The 26048-nt window shown below is 72.7% G+C and carries 23 protein-coding genes and 1 riboswitch; of the genes, 13 read left to right on the top strand and 10 right to left on the bottom strand.

Going from position 1 to position 26048, the window contains the following annotated elements:
- Positions 1–8: 8 nt before the first annotated feature.
- The 4 genes from ACIPPM_RS18385 to ACIPPM_RS18370 form a co-directional block, all read right to left on the bottom strand.
- Positions 9–1730: an urease subunit alpha gene (locus ACIPPM_RS18385; protein ID WP_401448770.1), complete on the bottom strand. Its 1722-nt coding sequence runs from the start codon at positions 1728–1730 to the stop codon at positions 9–11.
- A complete protein-coding gene (locus ACIPPM_RS18380; protein WP_401448768.1) occupies positions 1723–2034 on the bottom strand; it encodes an urease subunit beta in 312 nt (103 codons plus the stop codon). The genes ACIPPM_RS18385 and ACIPPM_RS18380 overlap by 8 nt, the downstream gene beginning before the upstream one ends.
- A 10-nt stretch (positions 2035–2044) precedes the next feature.
- Positions 2045–2347: an urease subunit gamma gene (locus tag ACIPPM_RS18375; protein ID WP_401450094.1), complete on the bottom strand. Its 303-nt coding sequence runs from the start codon at positions 2345–2347 to the stop codon at positions 2045–2047.
- A gap of 214 nt (positions 2348–2561) precedes the next feature.
- Positions 2562–2852 carry a type II toxin-antitoxin system Phd/YefM family antitoxin gene (locus ACIPPM_RS18370; RefSeq protein ID WP_401448766.1) on the bottom strand — a complete coding sequence of 97 codons (291 nt, stop codon included), beginning with the start codon at positions 2850–2852 and terminating at the stop codon, positions 2562–2564.
- A gap of 86 nt (positions 2853–2938) precedes the next feature.
- Here ACIPPM_RS18370 and ACIPPM_RS18365 point away from each other — a divergent pair, with 86 nt between their 5' ends.
- The 3 genes from ACIPPM_RS18365 (at position 2939) to ACIPPM_RS18355 (ending at position 4913) form a co-directional block, all read left to right on the top strand.
- Positions 2939–3565 (top strand): ATP-dependent Clp protease proteolytic subunit, encoded by a 627-nt coding sequence (locus tag ACIPPM_RS18365; protein ID WP_401448764.1) that lies wholly within the window; start codon positions 2939–2941, stop codon positions 3563–3565.
- A gap of 7 nt (positions 3566–3572) precedes the next feature.
- Positions 3573–3881: a hypothetical protein gene (locus tag ACIPPM_RS18360; RefSeq protein ID WP_401448762.1), complete on the top strand. Its 309-nt coding sequence runs from the start codon at positions 3573–3575 to the stop codon at positions 3879–3881.
- 341 nt (positions 3882–4222) lie between these two features.
- Positions 4223–4436, top strand: a riboswitch (cyclic di-AMP (ydaO/yuaA leader).
- A gap of 3 nt (positions 4437–4439) precedes the next feature.
- Positions 4440–4913 (top strand): C40 family peptidase, encoded by a 474-nt coding sequence (locus ACIPPM_RS18355; RefSeq protein WP_401448759.1) that lies wholly within the window; start codon positions 4440–4442, stop codon positions 4911–4913.
- Between the two features lie 87 nt (positions 4914–5000).
- On the opposite strand, the gene ACIPPM_RS18350 is transcribed toward ACIPPM_RS18355, so the two are convergent.
- Together ACIPPM_RS18350 and ACIPPM_RS18345 are read right to left on the bottom strand one after the other, a co-directional pair.
- Positions 5001–5471, bottom strand: a complete 471-nt coding sequence (locus tag ACIPPM_RS18350; RefSeq protein ID WP_401448757.1) for an ATP-binding protein — start codon at positions 5469–5471, stop codon at positions 5001–5003.
- 222 nt (positions 5472–5693) lie between these two features.
- The gene (locus ACIPPM_RS18345) at positions 5694–6824 is read right to left on the bottom strand and encodes an 8-amino-7-oxononanoate synthase (RefSeq protein ID WP_401448755.1); all 1131 of its coding nucleotides are present in this window, start codon (positions 6822–6824) and stop codon (positions 5694–5696) included.
- A 178-nt stretch (positions 6825–7002) separates the two neighbouring features.
- Between ACIPPM_RS18345 and bioB the strand changes: the two genes are divergently transcribed.
- From bioB to ACIPPM_RS18295, 10 genes are all read left to right on the top strand, one after another.
- Positions 7003–8205: a biotin synthase BioB gene (gene bioB / locus ACIPPM_RS18340; RefSeq protein WP_401448753.1), complete on the top strand. Its 1203-nt coding sequence runs from the start codon at positions 7003–7005 to the stop codon at positions 8203–8205.
- The gene (locus ACIPPM_RS18335) at positions 8198–9475 is read left to right on the top strand and encodes an adenosylmethionine--8-amino-7-oxononanoate transaminase (protein ID WP_401448750.1); all 1278 of its coding nucleotides are present in this window, start codon (positions 8198–8200) and stop codon (positions 9473–9475) included. Before bioB ends, ACIPPM_RS18335 begins: the two co-directional genes overlap by 8 nt.
- 1 nt (position 9476) lies before the next feature.
- Positions 9477–10196: a dethiobiotin synthase gene (bioD, locus tag ACIPPM_RS18330; RefSeq protein ID WP_401448748.1), complete on the top strand. Its 720-nt coding sequence runs from the start codon at positions 9477–9479 to the stop codon at positions 10194–10196.
- A gap of 102 nt (positions 10197–10298) precedes the next feature.
- Positions 10299–11153 (top strand): ABC transporter ATP-binding protein, encoded by an 855-nt coding sequence (locus ACIPPM_RS18325; RefSeq protein ID WP_401448746.1) that lies wholly within the window; start codon positions 10299–10301, stop codon positions 11151–11153.
- 5 nt (positions 11154–11158) lie between these two features.
- Positions 11159–13726 (top strand): ABC transporter permease, encoded by a 2568-nt coding sequence (locus ACIPPM_RS18320; RefSeq protein WP_401448744.1) that lies wholly within the window; start codon positions 11159–11161, stop codon positions 13724–13726.
- Between the two features lie 216 nt (positions 13727–13942).
- Positions 13943–15637: a DEAD/DEAH box helicase gene (locus ACIPPM_RS18315; RefSeq protein WP_401448742.1), complete on the top strand. Its 1695-nt coding sequence runs from the start codon at positions 13943–13945 to the stop codon at positions 15635–15637.
- A gap of 80 nt (positions 15638–15717) precedes the next feature.
- On the top strand, positions 15718–16143 hold the full coding sequence (locus ACIPPM_RS18310) for a GNAT family N-acetyltransferase (protein ID WP_401448740.1): 426 nt from the start codon (positions 15718–15720) through the stop codon (positions 16141–16143).
- 172 nt (positions 16144–16315) lie between these two features.
- Positions 16316–17671: a hemolysin family protein gene (locus ACIPPM_RS18305; protein ID WP_401448737.1), complete on the top strand. Its 1356-nt coding sequence runs from the start codon at positions 16316–16318 to the stop codon at positions 17669–17671.
- Entirely contained in the window at positions 17668–18681 is a 1014-nt protein-coding gene (locus ACIPPM_RS18300) for a hemolysin family protein (RefSeq protein ID WP_393593528.1), read from the top strand. Before ACIPPM_RS18305 ends, ACIPPM_RS18300 begins: the two co-directional genes overlap by 4 nt.
- An 83-nt stretch (positions 18682–18764) precedes the next feature.
- Positions 18765–19565 (top strand): SGNH/GDSL hydrolase family protein, encoded by an 801-nt coding sequence (locus ACIPPM_RS18295; RefSeq protein WP_401448734.1) that lies wholly within the window; start codon positions 18765–18767, stop codon positions 19563–19565.
- 93 nt (positions 19566–19658) lie between these two features.
- Here the strand turns inward: ACIPPM_RS18295 and ACIPPM_RS18290 are convergent, their stop codons facing one another.
- The 4 genes from ACIPPM_RS18290 to ACIPPM_RS18275 are packed head-to-tail and all read right to left on the bottom strand — an operon-like array spanning position 19659 to position 26041.
- The gene (locus tag ACIPPM_RS18290) at positions 19659–20855 is read right to left on the bottom strand and encodes an RICIN domain-containing protein (RefSeq protein WP_401448732.1); all 1197 of its coding nucleotides are present in this window, start codon (positions 20853–20855) and stop codon (positions 19659–19661) included.
- Positions 20856–20891: 36 nt separating this feature from the next.
- Positions 20892–23093 (bottom strand): CBM35 domain-containing protein, encoded by a 2202-nt coding sequence (locus ACIPPM_RS18285; protein WP_401448729.1) that lies wholly within the window; start codon positions 23091–23093, stop codon positions 20892–20894.
- A 13-nt stretch (positions 23094–23106) separates the two neighbouring features.
- Positions 23107–24363, bottom strand: coding sequence for a hypothetical protein (locus ACIPPM_RS18280; RefSeq protein ID WP_401448726.1), 1257 nt, complete (start codon positions 24361–24363; stop codon positions 23107–23109).
- A gap of 28 nt (positions 24364–24391) precedes the next feature.
- Complete coding sequence (locus ACIPPM_RS18275; protein ID WP_401448724.1) at positions 24392–26041, bottom strand: glycoside hydrolase family 43 protein; 1650 nt, start codon at positions 26039–26041, stop codon at positions 24392–24394.
- Positions 26042–26048 lie beyond the last annotated feature (7 nt).

Raw genomic sequence — 26048 nt, 5'->3', positions numbered from 1 at the left:
CAGCGGCCTCAGAAGAGGAAGTAGCGCTGGGACATGGGCAGTTCGGCCGCCGGCACCGCCTCGACCAGCTCCCCGTCGATGTGCACGGCGAAGCTGTCCGGGTCGATCCGTACGTCCGGCATGGCGTCGTTCTCGCGCAGGTCGGCCTTGGTGACCGCGCGGGTGGACTGGATCGCCACGAACTCCTTGCCCAGTCCCAGCCGTTCGGGCAAGCCGTCCTCGATCGCCAACTGGCTCACGAAGTTGCACGAGTTGGCGGCCGGGGCCCGGCCGATCGCGCCGAACATCGGGCGGGGCAGGATCGGTTGCGGGGTGGGGATGGAGGCGTTGGCGTCGCCCATCTGCGCGTAGGCGATCTGTCCGCCCTTGAGCACGAGCAGCGGCTTGACCCCGAAGAACGCGGGCTCCCACAGCACCAGGTCGGCCAGCTTGCCGGTCTCCACCGAGCCGATCTCGGCGGCGAGGCCCTGCGCGAGCGCCGGGTTGATCGTGTACTTGGCGACATAGCGCCGTACCCGGTGGTTGTCGGCGCGGCCGTCGCCGGGCAGCGCGCCCCGGCGGCCCTTCATCACGTGGGCGGTCTGCCAGGTGCGCAGGATGACCTCGCCGACGCGGCCCATGGCCTGGGAGTCGGAGGAGATGATCGAGATCGCGCCGAGGTCGTGGAGGATGTCCTCCGCGCCGATGGTGGACGGCCGGATGCGGGACTCCGCGAAGGCGAGGTCCTCGGGGACGGCCGGGTTGAGGTGGTGGCAGACCATCAGCATGTCGAGGTGTTCCTCGGCGGTGTTGACGGTGAACGGCCGGGTCGGATTGGTCGAGCTGGGCAGCACGTTGGGCTGCGAGACGACCGTCATGATGTCCGGCGCGTGCCCGCCCCCGGCACCCTCGGTGTGGTACGAGTGGATGCCCCGCCCGGCGATGGCCGCGAGGGTGTCACCGACGAAACCGGCCTCGTTGAGGGTGTCGGTGTGGATGGCGACCTGGATGCCTGTGCGGTCGGCCACGGTGAGGGCCGCGTCGATGACGGCCGGGGTGGAGCCCCAGTCCTCGTGCAGCTTCAGCCCGACGGCGCCGCCCCGGATCTGGGACAGCATCGCCTCCTGCGAGACGGTGTTGCCCTTGCCGAGGAAGCCGACGTTGACGGGGTACGCCTCCATCGCCTCCAGCATCCGGGCGAGGTGCCAGGGGCCCGGGGTGACGGTGGTGGCCTTGGAGCCCTCGGCCGGGCCGGTGCCGCCGCCGACCAGGGTGGTGACCCCGGAGGACAGCGCCTCGTCGGCGATCTGCGGGCAGATGAAGTGCACATGGGCGTCGATGGCGCCCGCGGTGAGGATGCGGCCGTTGCCCGCGATGATCTCGGTCTCGGGGCCGATGACGAGGTCGGGGTGGACGCCGTCCATGGTGTCGGGGTTGCCGGCCTTGCCGATGCCGGTGATCCGGCCGTCGCGGATGCCGACGTCGGCCTTGATCACGCCCCAGTGGTCCACGATGACGACACCGGTGATCACGGTGTCCGGGGTGCCCTCGGCGCGGGTGGCGCGGGACTGGCCCATGGACTCGCGGATGACCTTGCCGCCGCCGAACACCGCCTCGTCGCCGGAGGTGCCGGGGCCGCCGGAGCGGTCCTCCTCGATCTCGATGAGGAGGTCGGTGTCGGCGAGCCGGATACGGTCGCCGGTCGTGGGGCCGAACAGGTCGGCGTAGGCGGCGCGGGAGATCTCAGGCATCGAGGGCACCTCCGGTCTCGCCGCGCAGTCCGGGCACGATCCGGGCGCCGCCCAGCGGCACGAGTGCGACCTCGACGGGGATGCCGGGCTCGAAGCGGACGGCCGTACCGGCGGCGATGTCCAGCCGCTTGCCGCGCGCGGCGGCCCGGTCGAAGTCCAGGCCGGGGTTGGCCTCGGCGAAGTGGTAGTGGGAGCCGACCTGGACGGGCCGGTCGGCGGCGTTGAGGACGGTGAGCCGGGTGGACTCGCGGCCCTCGTTGTAGACGACCGGGTCGTCCGCGAACAGCACCTCTCCGGGAATCATCGCGGGCCCCTCAGACGATCGGGTCATGGACGGTGACCAGCTTGGTGCCGTCGGGGAAGGTGGCCTCCACCTGGACGTCGTGGATCATCTCGGGGATGCCCACCATCACGTCGTCCCGGGTCAGCACCTTGCGGCCGGAGGACATCAGCTCGGCGACGGTGCGGCCGTCGCGGGCGCCCTCCAGGATGTGCGACGTGATGAGCGCGACCGCCTCCGGGTGATTGAGCTTCACGCCGCGGGCCCGGCGCCGCTCCGCCACGTCGGCCGCCACATGGATCAGCAGTCGCTCTTGCTCGTGCGGGGTCAGTTGCACGTCCCACCTCACAGTCCTCGCTCCGGGCCGTGCGGGGCCCGGTCGCCGCGGCCACGACTGGGGTCGGCTCGGGTGGAAAACCCCTGGTGGCGTGGGAGCGAAGGCTAGTTCGCCGGCGTTTCGGCGACGTTAACCGGCGGGTGTTCGGCGTGCCTCGGCATCACGGCGAGCCTCGGCCTCAGGTGGCACCCCGACCGCACGGCGTGCCTCGGCCTCAGGTGGTGCCGGGCCGCCGGTGCTCGGCGGCAATGCCGAAGCGCTGGCGCTCGTGCGGCGGGGAGGCGGAGATCTCGCGGATGCCGGAGACGGAGCTGATCACCTGCTCGTCCTGCTCGGCATCCTGCGCGTCGAGCGCTTCCAGCCGCGCCAGGTCCTCGGCCGAGACCAGCGCGACGAGCGGTTTGCCGTGCCGGGTCACCACGACCCGCTCACCGCCGTACACCACGCGGTTGATCAGTTCGGCCAGCTCGGCCCTGGCTTGCGTCACCGGAATCTCGTAGGCCATGACCCCATTCTAACGTCACGTACGTCCTGTACATTTTTTACAGAAGCGGGGTCGCCAGTGGTCCCGTCGATCAGGAGGGGTGTGCCATGACCCGACCGAACGCCCGACATGTCCTGCCCGAGTTCACCGAGCGCGACGGAGGCGTCCGCCGCACGCTCGACCCGTACTCCGAGCTGTTCGAACACCGGATCGTGTTCCTGGGCACGCCGCTGGACGACGCGGCGGCCACGGATGTGATCGCCCAGCTCATGCAGCTCGAACACGCCGCCCCGGACCGGGACATCACGCTGTACCTGAACTGCCCCGGCGGCGACTTCCACGCCATGACGGCGGTGTACGACACGATGCGCTACGTCGGCTGCGACGTGGGGACCTACTGCCTGGGCCAGGTCGCCTCGGTGGCCGCCGTGCTGCTCGCGGCCGGTACGCCCGGCAAGCGGTTCGCGCTGCCCGGCGCGCGGGTGGTGCTGCGTCAGCCGGAGCTGGCCGAGCCGGTGCGGGGGCAGCCCAGCGACCTGGAGATCAAGGCGGCGGAGCTGGTGCGGGCGCGGGAGCTGATGGAGGAGCTGCTCGTCCGGCACACCGGCCGGGACGCCGCCACCGTCACCGCGGACCTGGAGCGGGAGCGGGTCCTGGACGCCACCGACGCCCTGGAGCACGGCCTGGTCGACGGCGTCGTACGCGACCGCAAGCACCTGCCCAGCGCCCGGTGAGCGGGCCGTGCTGCCGGAGGAACTGCCGCCGCTGCCCGCGCTGACCCGCGCCGAGGGCGAGCTGATCGACCGTTACCTGGAGGCGGCCGACCTGCTGGGCCGGATCAACCCGGCTCGGGACGGGGACACGTACCGGGCCCTCAGGGCGGCGCAGGCACTGGTGCGCACGGCCACGGCGCTCCGCGAAGCGCTCGCGCTGATGCACGGGCGGGGCGAGGCGGAGCTGTACGGGCGCACGCTGGCACACGCGCTCCGGGTGCTGGACGGGGAGCGCCGGGCCGCGCGCGTCACGCTCCCGCCCGATGGTGTCGGCTGAGCCGGCCACCGGGGTCGGCCGGACGGGGCCCGGCGTGTCGTACGCCGCGCCGAAACGGGCCGAACGTGCTACCGCCGACCGGTGTATCTCCGCGCCCGTTTCCGGGCCCGCCGAGTTGCGCGCGGCGCGCCCGGCGGGCCGACGCGCGGCGATCGAAGCCCAGGTCCGGGGCCATGCAGGGGAATTGACGGCGGCTCGGACATACCCCTGTCCACCCGAACGGGTGAGTGGTGAGTAACACCACAAACCCCCGGTTCCATTGGGATTTTCGGACAGGAGTGGGCCAAGATCCCTGTCTGACGACAAGACCCCGCCACAACGGCGGGGCGCATCCGGGCGGACGCCGAGTCCTGCCGCCACCCGGATGACCGGTCGACAGAAGTGCATCGGCAGGAGTGGAGGACCCGAGCAAGACGGGTCGCCGGGACGGATGTCCGCGAGACGCGGACGATCGTGCCGAGCAGCCCTTGGGGTGAAGCCGTGGTGACACGGCCGGGCAACTTCGCCAGCCCGAATCCGACAGGTCATCCTTCACAGGCGGCTGACGAAGGGTTGCGCATGACTGCGCTCAATCGTGTCCCGTCGCTGATGGCCCGGGCCGGTACGGCCTCGGCCCTCACCCTGGCCGCCGTCGGCGGTTCCATCATGGTGCCGGGACTGGCCACCGACGCCTCCGCCGCGACCACCGCGTCGAAGGCACTGAAGGTCGCCGCGTCCAAGAAGGGCGCCCCCTATCGCTACGGAGCCACCGGGCCGGGCCGCTTCGACTGCTCGGGCCTGACGCTGTACTCGTTCAAGAAGGCGGGCAAGAAGCTGCCGCGGACGGCCGCCCAGCAGTACAACAAGACGCACCACATCCCCTCGGGCCACCGCAAGGCCGGTGACCTGGTGTTCTTCCACTCGGGCTCCAGCGTCTACCACGTCGGCATCTACGCCGGTAAGGGCAAGATCTGGCACGCACCGAAGAGCGGGGACGTGGTGCGGCTGCAGAAGATCTGGACCAAGAGCGTCTGGTACGGCCGGGTCAACTGACCCTCGGGAGCGCGGCGGGAGCGGCTCTGCACGGGCGTACGCGCGCCCCGCGGGCCGCTCCTGGCCACCCGAGTCACGCGAGGCGGTTCAGCGGGCCGGTGAGGGCTCCGGGCGGGTCGTGACGGTCAGCGGCCGGCTCGGGACGCTCCAGGGCAGCTCGACGAAGACCGTCTTGCCGCCCTCGCGGGTCGGCCGGACCCGGAGCTTGCCGCCGCACTCGACGGTGAGACATCGGATGATGGCCATGCCCCGCCCGTTGTCCTGGGCGACCGCCGCCGGGAGCCTCTTGGGCAGCCGGGGGTGGCTGTCCGTCACCCCGATGAGCAGCAGCTCGTCCCTGGCCAGCACGATGTCCACGGTGAAGGTGGGCGACTGGCCCAGGGTGTGCTGGACGGCGTTGGTGGCGAGTTCGGAGACGATGAGGCGCACCGTGTCGGTGACCTCGTCGTCCGCGGGAAGCCCCCAGCTCGCCAGGGTGCCCACCACGTAGGACCTGGCCGTGCGGACCGAGGCGGGATCGCTCGGCAGAGTGACGGATGCTTCCAGATGGTCTGCCATGGCGAAGTCGTCCCTTTCCCACGGGCGGCCCGCCGACCTCCCACGCGCCGCGCGGCGACGCGGGGCGGAGGATTCGGGCACGGTCCCGCTCTGGTGCCTGCAGGTCACCCTGCCATCACGGGGCCGGTCCGGGGAACCAACCCCCCAGATACGCGGACATCTGTCGCTCAACGGGGTGAACTCTGCGACGTGCGCCCGTATTTGGCGGGGTTTTTCCCGACCTCAGCTGGGCCGAACGGCGGTGATGGTCCGAACGGCCCGTTCGATCTCCGCCCCGGACAGGTCCGCGCGGGCGGTCAGCCGCAGCCGGGAGACGCCGTCCGGGACCGACGGCGGGCGGAAGCAGCCGACCGACAGGCCCTCGGCACGGCAGTCGGCGGCCCAGCGCACCGCGGCGTCGGCGGACGGTGCGCGTACGGAGACCACGGCCGCGTCCGGGCGGACCGCCGACAGGCCCTCGGCGGTCAGGCGGGCGTGCAGTTCGGCGGCGACCTCGCGGACGCGCGCCGTGCGCTCCGGTTCACGCCGGATCAGGCGCAGCGCCGCGAGCGCCGCCCCCGCGGCGGCGGGGGCGAGTCCGGTGTCGAAGATGAACGTCCGCGCGGTGTTGACCAGATGGCCGATCACCCGCGCCGGGCCCAGCACCACCCCGCCCTGGCTGCCCAGCGACTTGGACAGCGTCGCGGTGACCACCACGTCGCCCGCGCCCGCGAGCCCGGCCGCGTGCGCCGCGCCCCGGCCGCCCTCCCCCAGTACGCCGAGGCCGTGCGCGTCGTCCACGACCAGCCCGGCCCCGTGCTCCCGGCACGCGTCGGCCAGTCGGCGCAGCGGGGCGGCGTCGCCGTCGACGGAGAACACCGTGTCGGAGACGGCGATCGCCTCGCCCTCGTGGGTCGCCAGCGCCTTGGCCACGGACTCCGGGTCGGCGTGCCCGACGACCTGGGTGGTGCCGCGCGCCAGGCGGCAGCCGTCGATCAGGGAGGCGTGGTTGCCCGCGTCGGAGACGATCAGCGAGCCGTGCGGGCCGAGCGCGGTGACGGCGGCCAGGTTGGCCGCGTAGCCGGAGGACAGGACGAGGGCCGCCTCGAAGCCGCAGAACTGGGCGAGTTCGGCCTCCAGCAGGGCGTGCAGCTCGGTGGTGCCGGTGACGAGGCGTGAGCCGGTGGCGCCGCCGCCCCAGGTCCGGGCCGCGTCCGCCGCGCCCTCGGCGACCTCCGGGTGGCGGGCCAGGCCCAGGTAGTCGTTGCTCGCCAGGTCCAGCAGCGGCGAGTCGGCGGGACGGGGGCGCAGGGTCCGCAGGAGTCCGGCGCGGCGGCGCGCCTCGGCCTGCTCGTCGATCCAGCCGAACGCCATGGCTCCTCCGGGCTTTCGCTGACAGGGGCTTTCGCCGACACAGGATTTTGTAGACAACAGACAGACACTAGCGGCGCGGAGAGCCGCCCATGATGTGGCAATACCCACACGGTGAACCCCGGTCGTTGTGCGAAGTCTCCTTGGCCCCGGGCGGTCGGGTAGGACAGGATCAAGCCTCATGGACCTGCTGAACACGCTGGTGGACAAGGGACTGCGGCGCGAGACGCCGACGCGCGAGGAAGCGCTCGCCGTGCTCGCCACCTCCGACGACGACCTGCTCGATGTGGTGACCGCGGCCGGCAAGGTGCGACGGCACTGGTTCGGCCGCAGGGTGAAACTCAACTATCTGGTCAACCTCAAGTCGGGCCTGTGCCCGGAGGACTGCTCCTACTGCTCGCAGCGGCTGGGCTCCACGGCGGGCATCCTCAAGTACACCTGGCTGAAGCCCGACCAGGCGTCCGAGGCGGCTGCCGCCGGGCTCGCCGGGGGCGCCAAGCGGGTGTGCCTGGTGGCGTCCGGGCGCGGGCCCACCGACCGGGACGTGGACCGGGTCTCCGACACCATCAAGGCCATCAAGGACCAGAACGAGGGCGTCGAGGTGTGCGCCTGCCTCGGCCTGCTCTCCGACGGCCAGGCGGAGCGGCTGCGCGCGGCGGGCGCCGACGCCTACAACCACAACCTCAACACCTCCGAGGCGACCTACGGCGACATCACCACCACCCACACCTACGCCGACCGGGTGGACACGGTCAACAAGGCGCACGCGGCCGGGCTCTCGGCCTGCTCGGGGCTGATCGCGGGCATGGGTGAGCGCGACGAGGACCTGGTGGACGTGGTGTTCGCGCTGCGCGAGCTGGACCCGGACTCCGTTCCGGTGAACTTCCTGATCCCGTTCGAGGGCACCCCGCTGGCCAAGGAGTGGAACCTCACCCCGCAGCGGTGTCTGCGCATCCTGGCGATGGTCCGCTTCGTCTGCCCGGACGTGGAGGTGCGGATCGCGGGCGGCCGTGAGGTGCATCTGCGCTCGCTCCAGCCGCTCGCGCTGCACCTGGCCAACTCGATCTTCCTCGGGGACTACCTGACCAGCGAGGGCCAGGCGGGCAAGGCCGACCTGGACATGATCGCGGACGCCGGGTTCGAGGTGGAGGGCGCGGACGAGGTGACGCTGCCGGAGCACCGGGCGGCGGCCGTCGGGGGCGGCTGCGGTTCGCACGCGGCGGCGGGCGGCTGCGGGTCGGACGCGGAGAACGCCGGGTGCGGTTCGCACGCGGAAGGTGGCGTCTGCGGTCCGGCCGACGCACCGGCCTCCGCCGAGCCGCGTACCGACCTGGTCGCCGTACGCCGCCGGGGTGCCGGGACGGACCTCGCGCCCAATGCCTGACCTGGATACGGCCGAGCTGCTGGAGCTGGACCGGCGGCATGTGTGGCATCCGTACGGTCCGATGCCGGGCCGGAGCGAACCGCTCGTCGTGGAGTCGGCGAGCGGGGTCCGGCTGCGGCTGGCGGACGGCGCGGAGCTGGTCGACGGGATGTCGTCCTGGTGGTCGGCGATCCACGGCTACCGCCACCCGGTGCTGGACGAGGCGGCGCGGGCGCAGTTGGGGCGGATGAGCCATGTGATGTTCGGCGGGCTGACCCATGAGCCCGCCGTACGACTGGCGAAGCTCCTTGTCGACATGTCGCCCGAGGGTCTTGAGCACGTCTTCCTCGCGGACTCCGGGTCGGTGTCCGTCGAGGTGGCCGTCAAGATGTGCCTGCAGTACTGGCGTTCGCTCGGCCGTCCCGGCAAGCGGCGGCTGCTGACCTGGCGCGGCGGCTACCACGGCGACACCTGGCACCCGATGTCGGTGTGCGACCCGGAGGGCGGCATGCACGGGCTGTGGTCCGGCGCGCTGCCCCGCCAGGTCTTCACGGACGCGCCGCCCGCCGCCTACGAGGAGGCGTACGCGGAGCAGCTGCGGTCGACGATCGAGCGGCACGCGGACGAACTGGCCGCGGTGATCGTGGAGCCGGTGGTGCAGGGTGCGGGCGGGATGCGGTTCCACTCCCCCACGTATCTGCGGGTGCTGCGCGAGGCGTGCGACGCGCATGACGTGCTGCTGGTGTTCGACGAGATCGCCACCGGCTTCGGGCGTACGGGCGCGCTGTTCGCGGCGGAGCACGCGGCGGTCTCGCCGGATGTGATGTGCGTGGGCAAGGCGTTGACCGGCGGTTATCTGACGCTGGCGGCGACCCTGTGCACCGCGCGGGTGGCCGACGGCATCTCGCGCGGCGAGGTGCCGGTGCTCGCGCACGGGCCGACCTTCATGGGCAACCCGCTGGCCGCGAGCGTGGCGTGCGCCTCGGTGGAGCTGCTGCTCGGGCAGGACTGGCGGGGCGAGGTCAAGCGGATCGAGACCGGCCTGCGGGAGGGTCTCGCCGAGGCCGCTGAGCTGCCCGGCGTCCGGGACGTGCGCGTGCTCGGCGCCATCGGAGTGGTCCAGCTCGATCGCGAGGTGGACATGGCGGCCGCGACGCGGGCCGCCGTGCGGGAGGGCGTGTGGCTGCGCCCCTTCCGTGACCTGGTCTACACGATGCCGCCGTACGTCACGGACGACGCGGACGTGGCACGGATCGCGCGCGCGGTGTGCGCCGCGGCGCGGGAGGGATGACATGCCGGTACTGGTGATCACGGGCACGGGGACGGAGATCGGGAAGACGATGGTGACGGCCGCCGTGGCGGCCGCCGCCCTCGCGGCCGGCCGCTCGGTGGCCGTCCTGAAGCCCGCGCAGACCGGGGTGCGCCCCGACGAACGCGGCGACGCCGACGAGGTGGCCCGCCTGGCGGGCCCGGTCACGGCCCGCGAACTGGCGCGCTACCCCGACCCGTTGGCCCCCGCCACGGCCGCCCGCCGGGCCGGTCTGCCCCCGGTGCGGCCGCAGGACGTGGCCGAGGCGGCGGCCAAGCTGGCCACCGATCACGACCTGGTCCTGGTGGAGGGCGCGGGCGGCCTCCTGGTCCGCTTCGACGCGGAGGGCGGCACCCTGGCCGACGCCGCGTCCTTCCTGAGCGCCCCGGTCCTCCTGGTCGCCCCGGCGGGCCTGGGCACCCTCAACTCCACCGAACTCACGGCCCGCGAACTACGCTCCCGCGAGCTGGAGTTGACCGGCGTGGTGATCGGCTCCTGGCCGGCCTCCCCCGACCTGGCCACCCGCTGCAACGTCACCGACCTCCCGGAGGCGGCGGCAGCCCCCCTGCTGGGCGCCCTCCCCCAGGGCACGGGCGCCCTGCCCCCGGCGGAGTTCCGCACCCAGGCACCCTCCTGGCTGTCGCCCCGGCTGTGGGGGACGTGGGACCCGGACGGGTTCCGGGAGCGGGAGAGCGCGGGGTAGGAACGTACGGAGTCTCGCCTTTCCGCGGCGCTCTTGCATCCACGGCTCCACCGATTGCCGAACATCGTTTCAGGTGTGGTTCGGGTCACACTAGGCTCGGCCATGGCCGAGGAGTCGGGATGTCGAGGCGACGGGGAGTGCATCTTGTTCACATCTGCTGCTCAGGACGCGCCGGGCGCGGTGCCGGGGGACGGGACGGTGGCTCGTGCTCGTGGGCTGACCAAGGCGTACGGCACCGGGGAGACGGCCGTGATCGCGCTGGACTCGGTGGACGTGGACATCGCGCGCGGGCGGTTCACCGCCGTGATGGGGCCGTCCGGGTCGGGGAAGTCGACGCTGATGCACTGCCTGGCGGGGCTGGACACGGTCTCGGCCGGTCAGGTGTGGCTCGGGGACACCGAGATCACCGGGCTGAAGGACGGGGAGCTGACCCGGCTGCGCCGGGACCGGATCGGGTTCGTCTTCCAGTCGTTCAATCTGATCCCCACGCTGACGGCGGCGGAGAACATCACGCTGCCCATGGACATCGCGGGCCGCAGTCCGGAGCCCGGCTGGGTGGACCAGGTGATCGACAGCCTGGGGCTGCGCGACCGGCTCGGCCACCGCCCGGCGGAGCTGTCCGGCGGTCAGCAGCAGCGCGTCGCGTGCGCGCGGGCGCTGGCCTCGCAGCCGGAGCTGATCTTCGCGGACGAGCCCACCGGCAACCTGGACTCCCGCTCGGGTCTGGAGGTGCTGGGCTTCCTGCGCGGCGCGGTGGACGACCTCGGGCAGAGCGTCGTCATGGTCACGCACGACCCGGGCGCGGCCGCCCACTCCGATCTGGTGCTTTTCCTCGGCGACGGCAGGATCGTGGACCGGATGGAGCGGCCCACGGCGGACACCGTGCTGGAGCGGATGAAGGCCTTCGACGTGGTCCGGGGCAGGCTCGGCGACGGCGCCGTGGCGCGGGAGGACTGAACCCCGTGCTCAAGGCGACGCTGCGCAGTTTTCTCGCGCACAAGGGGCGGCTGGCGCTCTCCGCGCTGGCCGTCGTGCTGTCCGTGGCGTTCGTCTCGGGCAGTCTGATCTTCTCGGACACGGTGACCCGTACCTTCGACCGGCTGTTCGCCTCCACCGCGGCGGACGTGACGGTCGGCCCGAAGCAGGACCTGCGCTCCCCGGTGCCGGGCGGCGGGGTGCAGACCGTGCCCGCGGACCTCGCGGGCCGGGTCGCGAAGGTCCCCGGTGTCGCGTCGGCGCACGCGGACGTGTCGGTGCAGAACATCACGGTGATCGACGGCCGGAACCGGTCCGTCGGCCCGACCACCGGCGCGCCGACGATCGCGACCTCCTGGTACCTGACCGACCGCAGCCCGGTGGAGCTGACCTCGGGTCACGCGCCGCGCGGGGCGGGCGAGGCGCTGCTCGACGCGGACACCGCGGACAAGAAGCACGTACGGATCGGCGACACGCTGACCGTGCAGGCGCAGCCGGGGACGTTCCGGGTACGGGTCGTGGGCATCGCCACGTTCCGGACCACCAACCCCGGCGCGGCGCTGGTCTTCCTGGACCAGGCCACGGCCGGGAAGCAGTTGCTGGGCTCGGCGGCCAAGGCCACCGCCATCTCGGTGGAGGCGGCGCCGGGCGTCACCGACCCGGTGCTGAAGGACCGGGTCGCCGCCGCGATCGGCAGTGGGAACTACGACCTGAAGACCGCCGCCGAGCAGGCCAAGTCGGCGGCGGCGAACCTCGGCGGGTTCCTCGACGTGATCAAGTACGTGATGCTGGGCTTCGCCGGGATCGCGGTACTCGTCGGCATCTTCCTGATCGTCAACACCTTCTCGATGCTGATCGCGCAGCGCACCCGTGAGCTGGGCCTGCTGCGGGCGCTGGGCGCGGACCGGCGGCAGGTGCGGCGGTCGGTGCTGCTGGAGGCGCTGCTGCTCGGGGTGGTGGGCTCCACGCTGGGGCTCGCGGCCGGGATCGGGATGGCGTACGGGCTGATCCGGCTGATGAGCCTGTTCGGGATGAACCTGAAGGCCACGGAGATGGTGATCGGCTGGAGCACGCCGGTCGCGGCGTACGTGGTCGGGGTGGGCGTCACCTTCGTCGCCGCGTACCTGCCCGCGCGGCGGGCGGCGACGGTGTCGCCGATGGCGGCGCTGTCGGACGCGGAGATCGCCGGGATCGACAAGCCGCTGACCGGCCGGGCCGTCGCGGGCGCCGTCATGGGCGTGGCCGGGGCGGCGGCGCTCGCCGGATGCGTGGCGGCGACGAAGGCGGCTCCGGCTGCCGCGCTGCTGGGGCTGGGCGTGGTGCTGACGCTGATCGCCACGGTGATCGCCGGGCCGCTGCTGGTGCGGCCGGTGATCCGGGTGCTGGGCGGCGCGTTCCCGGCGCTGTTCGGTTCGGTGGGCCGGATGAGCCAGCGCAACGCGCTGCGCAATCCGCGGCGCACGGGTGCCACGGCGGCGGCGCTGATGGTGGGGCTGGCGCTGGTCGGCGGGATGTCGGTGGCCAGTGCCTCGATGTCGGCCTCGTTCGACCGGCAGATCGACCGCACGCTCGGGTCCGACTTCATCGTGCAGAGCACCAACTTCACGCCGTTCAGCGACGACGTACGGCGCACGGTCCGCGGCACCGAGGGCGTCGGGCTCGTCGTAGCGCAGCGGATCACACCGCTCGCGGTGCGGATGCCGGACGGCAGGCGGGTGCAGACGGCCGCGTCGGGCTACGGGCCGGGCCTGGACGACGTCGTGCACCTCACCTACGCGCGCGGCGGCACCGGGGCCGCGCTGGCGGACGGGCGGCTGGCGATGGACGCCGGGTTCGCGCAGGACCACGGCGCGCGGATCGGCACCGTGCTGCCGGTGGAGTTCCCCGGCGGACGCGAGGCGCGGATCACGGTCGGCGCGCTCACCAACCTGGAGTCGCCGGAGGGGTTCGGCACGCAGGGCGGGATCTTCCTGGGCCTGAGGACGGTGGACCGGTACGTGCCCGGCGCCCAGGACTCGGTGCTCTTCGTCAACGCCGCCCCCGGCACCGACGCGGCGGAGCTGCGGTCCTCCCTGGAGTCGGCGCTCAAGCCGTATCCACAGCTCCAGGTCCGCGACCAGGCCGACTACAAGAAGCTGGTGCACGACCAGATCTCGGTGCTGCTGTTCCTGGTGTACGCGCTGCTCGGGCTGGCGATCGTCATCGCGGTGCTCGGGGTGGTCAACACCCTGGCGCTGTCGGTGGTCGAGCGCACCCGGGAGATCGGGCTGCTGCGGGCGATCGGGCTGAGCAGGCGGCAGCTGCGCCGGATGATCCGGCTGGAGTCGGTGGTGATCGCCGTGTTCGGCGCGGTGCTCGGGCTGGCGCTGGGGCTGGTGTGGGGCGTGTGCGGTCAGCAGGTGCTGGCGCTGCGCGGGCTGAAGGAGCTCCAGGTGCCGTGGGGCACCATCGTCGCCGTGATGATCGGCTCGGCGGTGGTGGGCGTGGTGGCGGCCCTGCTCCCGGCACTGCGGGCCTCGCGGATGAACGTGCTGGCCGCGATCGCGCACGAGTGAGCGGGCCGGGGCCGGTCGGGTGGCGGGTTTCCGTCCGGCACGGCACGGTATAGATGGTCCGTACCGCGTGATCTGCAAGGGGGCGCGTCCCGGCGCGGACTTCGGGCTCGTACACCGGGTCCGGGCGTCGTCCGGGCCGAGCCCGGCCGGCCGGCCACCAACCCCTTGGACCACGGGTCCGGGTATCGCGTCCCCCAGCCGGAAAAGGGATGCGCCATGACGACCAACACCAGCGAAGGGCAGGTCGGCTTCGCCGATCTCGACCTGGCCCCCGAGATCCAGCGGGCGCTGAGCGCGCTCGGCTACGAGGAGCCCACCCCGATCCAGCAGGAGGCCATCCCGCCCCTGCTGGAGGGCAACGACCTGCTCGGGCAGGCGGCCACGGGCACCGGCAAGACCGCCGCGTTCGCGCTGCCGGTGATCCAGCGCATCGCCCGCGACGGCAAGGGCAAGGGGCCCAGTGCCCTGGTGCTGGTGCCCACCCGTGAGCTGGCCATCCAGGTCTCGGAGGCCGTGCACCGCTACGGCACCGACCTCGGCGTGCGCGTGCTGCCGGTCTACGGCGGGCAGCCCATCGGCCGCCAGCTGCGCGAACTCCAGCGCGGGGTGGACGTGGTGGTGGCGACGCCGGGCCGGGCCCTGGACCACATCGCGCGCGGCACGCTGCCCCTCGGCGGCCTGCGCACGGTCGTGCTGGACGAGGCCGACGAGATGCTGGACATGGGGTTCGCGGAGGACATCGACTCGATCCTGGAGAACGTGCCGGAGGAGCGGCAGACGGTGCTGTTCTCGGCGACGATGCCCTCGCGGATCGACTCCATGGCGCGCAAGCACCTCAGCGACCCGGTCCGGGTGCGGATCGAGCGGGAAGCCCCGGCGCCGGGTGAGGCGCCGCGCATCCGGGAGTCGGCGTACATCGTGGGGCGGGCGCAGAAGGCGGCCGCGCTGGGGCGGCTGCTGGACGTGGAGTCCCCGGAGGCGGCGATCGTGTTCTGCCGCACCCGTGACCAGGTCGACCAGCTCTCCGAGACCCTGAACGGCCGCGGTTACCGCGCCGAGGCGCTGCACGGCGGCCTGAGCCAGGAGCAGCGGGACCGGGTGATGGGCAGGCTGCGCGGCGGTACGGCGGATCTGCTGGTCGCCACCGACGTCGCGGCCCGCGGTATCGACGTCGAGCATCTGACGCATGTGATCAATTACGACGTGCCCTCGGCGCCGGAGTCGTACGTGCACCGGATCGGCCGGGTCGGGCGCGCCGGGCGTGAGGGGGTGGCGATCACGCTGGCGGAGCCGCGCGAGTCCCGGATGCTGAAGGCGATCGAGCGGGCGACCGGCCGGAAGGTCCCGTTGGAGAAGGTGCCCTCGGTCGCGGATCTGCGGGCCAGGCGGCTGGAGCTGACGCGGGCCGCGCTGCACGAGAGCCTGCTGGAGGACGAGGACCTGGAGCGGTTCCGGGTGGTGGTGGAGACCCTCGGGGACGAGTTCGACGTGATGGACGTGGCGCTGGCGGCGGTGAAGCTGGCCCACGAGTCGGGCGGCGCGGCGTTCGACGAGGAGGAGATCCCGGAGCTGGCGCCGAGGGACCGCGACCGGGACCGCGGCGACCGGGGCCGGGGCGACCGTGACCGGGGTCCGCGCGGGCGGCGCCCCCAGCGGACCTCGCCGGGGATGACCCGGCTGTTCGTCGGGGCCGGGCGCAGTTCGGGGGTGCGTCCGCAGGATCTGGTCGGCGCCATCGCCGGGGAGACCCGGCTGAGCGGGCGGGACATCGGGGCGATCGAGATCGCGGACCGTTTCTCGCTGGTGGAGGTGCCCGAGGAGGCGGCGGACGACGTGGTGAACGCGATGCGCGGCGCCAACGTCAAGGGGCGCCGGGCCCAGGTGCGCCGGGAGCGGGACCAGTCCCGCTGACGGGTCAGGTCCGGCCGCCGGGGTCTCACATACCGGAAACTCCCTGGTCCGGCGGCCGGGCGCTCTGCTTGGCTCGGCCCATGAGCGATCCGCGGATACGTCACGCCACTCCCGCCGACATCGACACCGTGCTGGCGTTCTGGGGCGAGGCGGCCGAGGGCACGAGCATCAGCGACGACCACGCCGGGGTGGCCCGGCTGATCGAACGGGACCCGGAGGCGCTGCTCCTCGCCGAGCTGGGCGGGGCCCTGGTGGGCACGGTCATCGCGGGATTCGACGGCTGGCGGTGCTCCGCCTACCGGCTCGCGGTGCACCCCGGCCACCGCCGCCGGGGCGTCTCGCGGGCACTGCTGGCGGCCGCCGAGGACCGGTTCGCCGCGCTGGGCGGGCGCCGGGTGGACGCGATGGTGCTGGTCCGCAACGAGACCGCGCACCATGCCTGGAGCGCGGCGGGGTATGGGCCGGAGGAGAAGTGGCGCCGCTGGGTCAAGCCGCTGACGGGCTGAGGTCCCGCTGAGATCCAGCGAGGCCGCTTTGCTGATCCTTTACCATTGAGGCAGCATCTCGGCACTCGATGAAAGGTTGTGAGCGTCCACCCATGGGCGATCCTCCCAGTCCGCGCCACCGACATCGCGCGGTCCACCCCGTCCTGACCGATCCTGGGACGGAGGTGACCCGATGACCGAAGTGCTGCTCCTGCTGGTGGCGATCCTGCTGTCGCTCGCCTGCGGCGCCTTCGTGGCGGCCGAGTTCTCGCTGACCACGGTCGAGCGCGGCGAACTGGAGCGGGCCGCGGCGCGTGGCGAGCGCGGTGCCTCCGGCGCGCTGAAGGCCGTACGCAGCCTCACCTTCCAGCTCTCCGGCGCCCAGCTCGGCATCACCGTCACCAACCTGGTCGTCGGCATGCTCGCCGAGCCGTCGATCGCCGCGCTGCTCGCGGGGCCCTTCCGTGACATGGGCCTGTCCGCCACCGCGGCGAGCTCCGCCGCGCTGGTCCTCGGCACCGCGCTGTCGACGGTGTTCCTGATGGTGGTCGGCGAACTGGTGCCGAAGAACTGGGCGATCTCCTCGCCGCTGACGGTGGCCAAGCGGGTGGGCACCCCGCAGCGCTGGTTCAGCCTGGCCTTCCGCCCGTTCATCACGCACCTCAACAACACCGCCAACCGCGCGGTACGCCGCTTCGGCCTGGAACCCGCCGAGGAGCTGGCCTCCGCGCGCGGCCCGCAGGAACTGGTGGCGCTCGCCCGGCACTCCGCGAAGGCGGGCGCGCTGGAGCCGGACACCGCCGAGCTGTTCGTGCGCACGCTGAACCTCGCCGACCTGACGTCGGAGAACGTGATGACCCCGCGTGTCCAGGTCGTCGCCCTCGACACGCAGGCCACCTGTGAGGACGTGGCGAACGCGACGCGGGCCACCGGCCTGTCCCGGTTCCCGGTGTACCAGGGCAACCTGGACTCGGTCGTCGGCGTCGCCCACATCAAGGACGTCCTGGCGCTGCCCGCCGAGGACCGCCCCTTCCGCCCGGTCACCCGGATCATGCGCGAACCCCTGCTGGTCCCGGAGTCGCTGACCGTGGACCGGCTGCTGGACCGGCTGTCGGGCAGGCGGACCATGGCCGTCGTCATAGACGAGTACGGCGGCACGGCGGGCGTGGCGACGCTGGAGGACATCGTCGAGGAGGTCGTCGGCGAGGTCCGCGACGAGCACGACCCGCACGAGACCCCCGACCTGGCCCCCGCGGGCACCGACGACCGGGGCCGTGCCCTGTACTCGGCGGACGGCGCGGCCCGCACCGACCAGCTCGCGCGGGTGGGCCTCCGGGTGCCCGAGGGCCCGTACGAGACGCTGGCCGGGCTGGTCGCCACCGAGCTGGGCCGCATCCCGCGGGTCGGGGACAGCGTGGAGACGGACGGTTGGCGGCTGGACGTGGTGGACGCCTCCGGGCACCGGGCCGCGCGGGTGCTGCTGCACGCTCCGGTGGCGGACCCCGCGCACCAACGGCACGCCGACGAGTCGACGGAGAGGGCGCGATGACCGCCGTACAGCTGCTGATCGGCCTGGCGACCCTCGTCGTCAACGCCTTCTTCGTGGGCGCCGAGTTCGCACTGATCTCGGTGCGCCGCTCGCAGGTCGAGCCGCTGGCCCAGGAGGGCGACAAGCGGGCCCGGCGGGTGCTGTGGGGGCTGGAGCACGTGTCGGCGCTGCTGGCCGCCGCCCAGCTCGGCATCACGCTGTGCACGCTGGTGCTCGGTGTGGTCGCGGAGCCCGCCATCGCGCATCTGCTGGAGCCGGTGTTCCACGCGGCCGGGGTGCCCTCGGGCGCCGGGCACGTGGTGTCCTTCGTGATCGCGCTGACCCTCGCCACCTATCTGCACATGCTGCTGGGCGAGATGGTGCCGAAGAACATCGCGCTGGCCGAGCCGGTGCGCAGCGCGCTGCTGCTCGGCCCGCCGCTGGTGGCGCTGTCCCGTGCCCTGCGTCCGGTGATCTTCACGATCAACGCCTTCGCCAACGGGCTGCTGAAGCTGCTGCGGGTGGAGGCCAAGGACGAGGTGTCGGCGACGTTCACCGACACCGAGCTGGCCGAGATCGTCAAGGACGCCACCGAGGCCGGTCTGATCGACGACCGGGCGCAGGAGCGGCTGCACGACGCGCTGGAGCTGGGCAGCCGCCCGGTGAAGGACGTGGTGGTGCCGCTGGAGCGGGTGGTCTACGCGGGCGTCGGCGTCACCCCGGAGGAGCTGGAGCGGCTGTCGGCCGAGTCGGGGTTCTCCCGGTTCCCGGTGGTCGACGTGGGGCGCCGGATCGTGGGCTACCTCCATGTGAAGGACGCGCTGGACGCCTCGCCGCGTGACGTGCCGTTCCGGCTGCGCGACATGCGGCCGATCGCGCGGGTCCGGGAGACGTCCCCGCTGGACGACGTGCTGACCGCGATGCGCGGCAGCCGTACGCACGTCGCGGCGGTGACCGGCGCGGACGGGAAGCTGGCCGGTCTGGTGACCATGGAGGATGTGCTGCGGGAGCTGTTCGGCCAGCCCGCCTGAGGGGCGCCGGGGCCGGGAGGGGCCAGGGAGGGGGCGGGGGCACCGACTGGTGGGTATGGCGCCGGGATACCATCGCTGTCGCCATGCAGACGAATCCCACACCTCCCGCGTACACCAGCCTCGTCGCCGTCGGCGACTCCTTCACCGAGGGCATGTCGGACCAGCTGCCCGACGGCTCCTACCGGGGCTGGGCGGACCTCCTCGCGGCCCGGATGGCCGCCCGGACCCCCGGCTTCCGGTACGCCAACCTGGCGGTGCGCGGCAAGCTGATCCAGCAGATCGTGGACGAGCAGGTCCCGCTCGCGGCCGCGATGCGCCCCGACGTGATCACCCTGGTCGGCGGGCTCAACGACACCCTCCGCCCCAAGTGCGACATGGTCCGGGTACGGGACCTGCTGACCGAGGCCGTGGAAACGCTGGCGCCGAACTGCGAGCGGCTGGTGCTGATGCGCAGCCCCGGCCGCCAGGGCCCGGTGCTGGACCGGTTCCGGCCGCGCATGGAGGAGCTGTTCGCCTGCGTCGACGAGCTGGCCGCCAAGCACGACGCGGTGGTGGTCGACCTGTACGGCGCGCCGTCGCTGGGCGACCCGCGCCTGTGGGACGTGGACCGGCTGCACCTGACACACGAGGGGCACCGCAGGGTGGCGGAGGCGGTCTGGCAGGAGCTCGGCCACGACGCGGAGGACGCCGAGTGGCGCACCCCGATGGCGGCCACCCCGCCGCCCGGCTGGCGGGACCGCCGGGTCGCCGACGTCCGCTTCACCCGCCAGTACCTGCTGCCGTGGATAGCCCGCCGCCTCACCGGCCGCTCCTCCGGCGACGGCCTCCCGGCCAAGCGCCCGGACCTGCTGCCGTACGAGCTGATCCACGAGGACCGGGCGTAGGGACCCGGGCCTGGGACCGTCCGCCGGACCGGAAGGGCCGGACCGGCCCGGCGGACGGTGATCGGGGGTTCAGCGGTTCAGCGGTTCAGGGGTTCAGCGCAGGGACCACACCTGGTTGGGCTGGGTGCCGCCCGCGAAGCAGTCCCAGATCTGGAGGCGGGTGCGGTTGGCGGTTCCCTGGCCGACCGCGTCGAGGCACTTGCCCGAGTTCGGGTTGACGATCGTGCCGTTGGAGTTGGTGACCCACTGCTGGGCGGGGTTGTTGAGGCAGCTCCAGAGCTGGACCGCGGTGCCGTTGGCGGTGCGCTGACCGGAGACGTCGAGGCACTTGCCCGAGTTCGGGTTCACGAAGGTGTTGCCCACCCGGTTCCACTTCTGCGCCACCGACCCGTTGCAGTCCCACAGCTGGACGGTCGAGCCGTCGGCGGTGCCCGCGGCGTCGACGTCGAGGCAGCGTCCGCTCCCCTGGCCGACGACCGCGCCCCCGCCGCCTCCTCCGCCGCTTCCGTCGGCGGTGAAGGAGAAGTTGTCCACGCCGAGTCCGGTGCCGCCGACCCACGGCTCGAAGCCGAACTGCACGCTGGTCATGTACCAGGCGGAACTCATGTAGCCACGGGCGATGACGTCGTTGGTGAAGTCCTTGATGCGGACATCGAGGCTGTTGGTGCCCTGCTGCCGCACGTACGAGACGACGTTCCAGGAGATCCCGCCGTTGGACAGGCGGCCCTCCCAGACGTCCCAGGTGGCGCCCGCGAGGTTCGCGGTGCCGACCTTGGCGCCCGCGGGCTGGGGCGGCCCGGCGTGGTTGCCCCAGATCATCAGCTCGGCGCCGTTGTTCTGTCCCGCCGGGTTGGGGCTGGTGTCGAACCAGACGTCGTACGCGGCATCCCAGGAGCCGCCGGCGGTGTGGTAGGCGACGGTGGTCCGCGGGTTGCCGAAGTCGCTCACTCTCAGGGGCAGTTGGCTGCCGGAGGTGCAGTTGCCGTAGTGGCAGCCCGCGTAGATCGAGGGGTAGGACGCGGGCGCGCCGTTGGTCGGGACGTTGTGGCTCGCCGTGGTGATGTCGAAGCCGGAGGCGGTGACGTCGAGACACTGCGGGGTGTCGTCACCCCACTCGTTGTTCTGCACGATGTAGCGGCCGCCGCCGATGGTCGCGCTGCCGAACTTGTCGCAGATCCGGGTGCCCGCGTGGGCGGTTCCGGGATGTGCCAGGGCCAGTGAGGCGCCCAGCAGCAGCACGGTCAGCACGCCGGTGAGGCGGCGGAGCAGGGGTGGTAAGGACAGGTTCATCGAGACTCCTGGGGGACTGGGACGGGGACGGGAGTGTCAGTCGGTGGACAGCACTCCCCAGTCGAGTTCGGCGTAGCCGTCGGCCTTGGCCAGGCGGATGTGGTTGACGCCCTGGGTGAGGGTGACCCGCACCGAGGACTGCGCCTCCACCCGGTCCTGGGCGGCCGTACCGAGCCACGCGCCGGTGGGCTGGTAGGTCATGGTGGTCCGGCTGCTGCCGTTGACCCAGACCTGGTGGGTGGCCGGTGCCGTGGTGCCGTCGGCGTAGCCGACGGTGAAGCGGTAGGTGCCGGCCGCCGGGGCCTGGACGGCGAAGTCGACCGCGCTGTCGCTCTGGTCGAGGCCGCCGACGTAGTCGGGGAACGCGTTGTAGGCGAAGGGACGGATGCGTGCTCCGGTGACGGCGGCGAGTTCGGCTTCGTACCGGTGGGTGTCGGGGCGGACGTCGATGTAGTCCAGCTCCGCGTATCCGGTGCCCTTGGCCAGGGTGACGGTGTTCTGGCCGGTGTCGAGCCGCACGCGCGTGTGGACGAGATGCGGTTCGGTGTCGAGCCAGCCTCCCGTCGGCGGGTAGCTGACGGGCTGCTGGTCGCGGCCGTTGACCGTCACCCGGTGGGTGGCGTCCGTCGTGGTGCCGTTGGCGTAGCGCACGGCCATCGTGTAGATGCCCGCGACCGGGGCGTCGACGGTGAAGGCGGCCAAGGACGCGGCCGTGTCCAGGCCGCCGACGTACGCGCCACCGGAGGCCGACGCGGTGTCGGAGCCGGTGTGGAGCACGGCGCCGGTCAGGCGGGCCCGCTCGGCCTCGTACTTGGTGGGGTAGGTGGCGGGCGCGGCGGCGGGGGTGACGGTGAGGCGGTAGCCGTCGTACTGCCGCATGCCCTGGATGGGCACGGTCAGGTTGCCCGACCCGTCCAGGGTCATGATCTTGTCGAGGATGTTGTAGCCGCCGCTCTGCGGGTCCCCGGCACGTTCGACGGTGCGGTCGGTGGCGTTCGGGTCGTCCGTCCAGTGCGTGTAGTCGACCCGCACCCGGACCTGGGGGCCGAGACCGCGGGCTGCGAGGCCCAGCAGCCGTACCTGCTGGTCGCCCGTCTCGCCGCCCGCCAGCAGGGTCACGGCGCGGCTGCCGGAGTCCCAGGAGGCCACCCCGTCGGCGGCCTGATAGTGGCGGGTGTCCCAGCGGCTGACCGCCAGTCGGGTGCCCCGCATCTGCTGGTACCAGTTCTCGAAGTACCACCCGGCGTTCGGTGCGAGCCGCCCCGACGCCGTGCGCCTGAGCGTGTTGCCCAGCAGCCCGACGTTCGTGTAGGTGCCCATCGACGCGGCGTCGACGCCGTAGCGGGCGAACTCCGCCCAGTGCTTGACCATCGTTCCGGGCACGCCCTCGAAGTCGCCGCTGCCCGGGCCGTACTCCTCGATCACCACGGGCTTCGGCGCGCCCGGCAGCCCGAGTTCACGCTCGAGCGGCCGGTAGTAGCGGGTCAGGTTCTCGGGTACGTCACCGGGGCTCGGGCCCAGGCTGTGCCAGCCGATGATGTCCGGGACGGTGCCGTCCCGCAGGGCGCCCTGGAGGAAGGCGCGCATCCTCGGCTGCCGGTCGGCGGACTCCCACGGGTTGTAGTGCTCGTAGCCGGGCCCCGTGATCGGGACCGTGGCGTCGATGGCCCGGATGCGGCGCACGGTCTGCGTCCACAGCCAGTTCACCTTGGCGTCGTAGGTGCCGCCCTGGACCTGCGGGTCGGTCATGAACGGGCTGTCGGGCGAGGTGCCGAGTTTGTTGTCCGGCTCGTTGAAGGGGGCGACCGCGTAGACCTGGGAGCGGTACTTCTGTATGGACCTCGTCGCGCTGTCCACCTTGGACAGCCAGTCGTTCATGCCCTTCCAGACGTACGGCCAGCCGCCCATCAGGTCGTTGTAGCGGACGATCATCCGCACTCCGGTGCCGGACAGCTTCCCCGCCACGGTCTCCGTGGAGGTCGGATAGCTGGTGTCGCCGTCCGCGCTCGCGTGCTGGGCGAGGAGGTTCTGCGTCTGCCCGGCGAGGGATGCGGGGGTGTCCGGCTGTGCGGCGACACCGAACAGCGAACCGAGTCCGGGCTTCTTCATCGGCCCGCTCTGCGCTCCGGTGTCCACCGTGATCACCTGCGGCGCCGCGGCCGCCGGGGTCGCGGCGGGCAGCAGCACGCCCAGGACCGAGCCCGCCGTCACCGCCGCCTTCCACGTCACGTGTCTCACGAGTCCTCCTCGGTCATCGGCAGGTGGTGGCGAAGCCGTCGCCGCTCAGCATCCGGCAGAAGGCGGCCCGGCCCTGGGGGTAGCGGCTGATCAGGGAGTTGACGTGCCAGCCGCTGGAGAAGGGCACGGACATGGGGGCGCCGGGGGAGGTCTGGCCGTCGAAGCCGTAGCGCCAGTCGATGTCGATGTACGTGACGGCGCGCACCACATCGGAGAGGTCGTAGCCGGTGCCGATGAAGTGGGTCTGGGCGCCGTCGACGACGCCGTTGGGCAGCGGGCCCCGGTAGGTGACCAGGGTGTGCAGGCGCTGCATGAACGCGGTGTGGTCGGCGTCGGGCTGGGTGCCGTCGGAGGCGAGCTGGTCCGACATCCGCTGGACGCCGGACTCCGCGACGAGCAGGGGCTTGCGGTGTTGCTTCGCCCACCACATCATCCGGAGGATGTTGAGGTCGACCGGGTAGCCGTGCGGGAGGGCGTTGACGTTGCCGTTCACGTAGTCGTCGTAGTAGCCGGAGCAGGTGCGGGCGGTGGTGTCCTGGGTGCCGTTCCAGTAGGTGGTGCCGTTCTCCCGGTAGGGCTGGCACAGGTCCTGGTTGAAGACGCTGACGCCGACCCAGTCCACGGTGTCGTCGCCGGGGTAGAGCTTGTCGAACTCCCCACGCACCGGGTGGTAGACGAACTGCACCCGGCTCCCCGCCCCGCTGCGTGCCCGCACGGTCTGGGCGACATGGCGGAAGGCGTTGCGGTACGGGGCGCAGTCGGTGCCGCCCGTGCAGAAGAACGCGGAGCTGACCTCGTAGTCGACGCGGACGAGGAAGGTGGCCGAGGGGTGGGCGGCGATGAAGGAGGAGAGGGCCGCGAACTGGCCGTCGTACCGGCCCGCGGCGATGTCGGCGGTCGCCCGCTGGACGGCGGTCTGCTTGGTGGCGTTGTCGCCGTTCCAGCCGGGCGGGTCGTCCTTCCAGCTCACGCCGACCTCGATCTGCTTGCCCCGGTCGGCGAGGAACGAGGCGTAGTCGGACTGGCAGCCGGTGCCGCAGGCGCCGGAGAAGCGGCCGTCGCGGACGCCGTAGTAGACGGAACCGCCCTGGGGGCTCGCCCCGGTGGCGGTGGTCAGGTCGTTCCAGGCTCCGGTGTTGCCCTGGCCGACGAGCAGGGCGCGCGGGGCGGGAGCCGCCGCGCGGGCGGCCGGGGCGGCGGCGGTGAGCGCGGCGACGACGCAGAGGAGGGCCGCGAGCAGGGCGGTGGGGCGGCGTTTCGACAGGGGCACGATGGAACTCCTTGCGCGGTGGGGGGAGTCAGTGCTCGTGGTAGGTCGCGTGGTCGAAGTCGGCGTACCCGCCGTCGGCGCCGATGTCCTGGACCCACAGGCCGAGGAAGGCGCCGGTGAAGGCGGGGCTGGCGGCCCGGCCGTCGGGGGCCTGCTTCTCGCCCGCGTACTCGTCGGACAGGATCGTCGCGTCCAGCGGCGCCCCGAGGGCCGTCCAACTCCCGTCCGGGAGGCGGTACTCGAAGCGGACGCGAGGCAGGTCCAGGGTCACGCGCAGCTCTACGGGCCCGCTGCCGGGCAGCGCCAGCGTGGGGCCCTCCACCCGCTCGCCGTCGTCGCAGGTGAGCAGCGCCAGCACCCGGCGTCCCTCGTCGTCGCGGGTGAGGTAGGCGTAGTGCCAATTCCGGCTGTCGTAGTACGCGGTGACACCGGCGAGTTGGCGGGTGGTGGCGGGGGCGAACTCGACCGAGGTCTCCAGGGAGCAGTGCGGGGCGGTGGCGCGCCGGGCGACCAGGCTGGGGGTACGGAGGCCGCGCGGTGACTGGCCGCCGTGCAGGCGGAGGTGGGAGGGGCGGGAGGTGAGGTCGGCCCAGTCGGGGGTGGCGGGGCGGCGCAGGGTGGCCCAGTGGGGGCCGAGGCGGGCGGTGTCGAAGTCGTCGCGGGCGGGTTGGGCCGGGAAGGGGTGGGCGGGGAGCCGGGGTGCGGGGACGTGCTCGGCGGGGATGCCGCCGGGGACGCGCGGCCAGCCGTCGTCGGACCACTCCACCCGCTGGAGGGCGGTCTCCCGGCCGAGCACGCACCGGCCGAGCGGGGTGCCGGGCCGGCCGGTGAGGTGGGCGAGGTACCACTCGCCGGTCCGCGTCTCGACCAGGCTGCCGTGACCGGCCTTCTGCAGCGGAAGGTGGGGGCGGCCGCGCGAGGTGAGGGTGGGGCCGGCCGGGTCGGGCTCGTACGGGCCGAGGAGGGTGCGGGAGCGGGCGACGGTGACCTGGTGGTCGTAGGACGTGCCGCCCTCGGCGGTCATCAGGTAGTAGAAGCCGTCGCGCCGGTACAGGTGGGGGCCCTCGGTGACGCCCGCCTCGGTGCCGTGGAAGATCGTGCGGACCTCGCCGGTGAGGCGGCCGGTGGCGCAGTCCCAGCGCTGGGCCTGGATTCCGGCGAAGGGGTCGCGGCGCGGGCGCCAGTCGCCGGTCAGCGACAGCATCCAGCAGCGGCCGTCCTCGTCGTGGAACAGTGACGGGTCGAAGCCGCGGGCGTGCACCGGCACCGGGTCGGACCAGGGCCCCTCGGGGGTGGGTGCGGTGGTGACGAAGTTCTGCGCGTCCCACCAGCCGCCGTGGTGGTTGTCGACGCGGGTGAAGACCAGGTGGAACAGCCCGTGCGCGTACGAGAGGCAGGGCGCCCACACCCCGCCGGAGTCCGGGACCCCGGCGAGGTCCAGCAGTCGGCGCTCCCCCAGTGCGCCGGGCAGCGGGCGCCAGTGCACGAGGTCGCGGGAGTGGTGGACGCGGACACCGGGGCACCATTCGAAGGTCGAGGTGGCCAGGTAGTAGTCGTCGCCGACGCGCAGCAGGGAGGGGTCGGGGTGGAAGCCGGGCAGCACCGGGTTGGTGATCGTGGCGGGCTGTCCGGCGCGGGACGCGGACGGGGTGGCGGAGGTGGTGGCTCCGGTGGTCATGGGTGCC

This window comes from Streptomyces sp. NPDC090119 (assembly GCF_044747085.1).
GTDB lineage: Bacteria > Actinomycetota > Actinomycetes > Streptomycetales > Streptomycetaceae > Streptomyces.
Note: the sequence above shows the minus strand (reverse complement) of the source record. Positions and strands in the feature narration are given on the sequence as shown.

Coding starts and splice junctions, on each gene's coding strand:
- ACIPPM_RS18385 (WP_401448770.1), bottom strand. CDS start 1,730: ATGCCTGAGATCTCCCGCGCCGCCTACGCCGACCTGTTCGGCCCCACG.
- ACIPPM_RS18355 (WP_401448759.1), top strand. CDS start 4,440: ATGACTGCGCTCAATCGTGTCCCGTCGCTGATGGCCCGGGCCGGTACG.
- ACIPPM_RS18300 (WP_393593528.1), top strand. CDS start 17,668: ATGACCGCCGTACAGCTGCTGATCGGCCTGGCGACCCTCGTCGTCAAC.
- ACIPPM_RS18370 (WP_401448766.1), bottom strand. CDS start 2,852: ATGGCCTACGAGATTCCGGTGACGCAAGCCAGGGCCGAGCTGGCCGAA.
- bioB (WP_401448753.1), top strand. CDS start 7,003: ATGGACCTGCTGAACACGCTGGTGGACAAGGGACTGCGGCGCGAGACG.
- ACIPPM_RS18350 (WP_401448757.1), bottom strand. CDS start 5,471: ATGGCAGACCATCTGGAAGCATCCGTCACTCTGCCGAGCGATCCCGCC.
- ACIPPM_RS18315 (WP_401448742.1), top strand. CDS start 13,943: ATGACGACCAACACCAGCGAAGGGCAGGTCGGCTTCGCCGATCTCGAC.
- ACIPPM_RS18275 (WP_401448724.1), bottom strand. CDS start 26,041: ATGACCACCGGAGCCACCACCTCCGCCACCCCGTCCGCGTCCCGCGCC.
- ACIPPM_RS18335 (WP_401448750.1), top strand. CDS start 8,198: ATGCCTGACCTGGATACGGCCGAGCTGCTGGAGCTGGACCGGCGGCAT.
- ACIPPM_RS18345 (WP_401448755.1), bottom strand. CDS start 6,824: ATGGCGTTCGGCTGGATCGACGAGCAGGCCGAGGCGCGCCGCCGCGCC.
- ACIPPM_RS18310 (WP_401448740.1), top strand. CDS start 15,718: ATGAGCGATCCGCGGATACGTCACGCCACTCCCGCCGACATCGACACC.
- ACIPPM_RS18305 (WP_401448737.1), top strand. CDS start 16,316: ATGACCGAAGTGCTGCTCCTGCTGGTGGCGATCCTGCTGTCGCTCGCC.
- ACIPPM_RS18365 (WP_401448764.1), top strand. CDS start 2,939: ATGACCCGACCGAACGCCCGACATGTCCTGCCCGAGTTCACCGAGCGC.
- ACIPPM_RS18290 (WP_401448732.1), bottom strand. CDS start 20,855: ATGAACCTGTCCTTACCACCCCTGCTCCGCCGCCTCACCGGCGTGCTG.
- ACIPPM_RS18295 (WP_401448734.1), top strand. CDS start 18,765: ATGCAGACGAATCCCACACCTCCCGCGTACACCAGCCTCGTCGCCGTC.
- bioD (WP_401448748.1), top strand. CDS start 9,477: ATGCCGGTACTGGTGATCACGGGCACGGGGACGGAGATCGGGAAGACG.
- ACIPPM_RS18325 (WP_401448746.1), top strand. CDS start 10,299: ATGGCCGAGGAGTCGGGATGTCGAGGCGACGGGGAGTGCATCTTGTTC.
- ACIPPM_RS18380 (WP_401448768.1), bottom strand. CDS start 2,034: ATGATTCCCGGAGAGGTGCTGTTCGCGGACGACCCGGTCGTCTACAAC.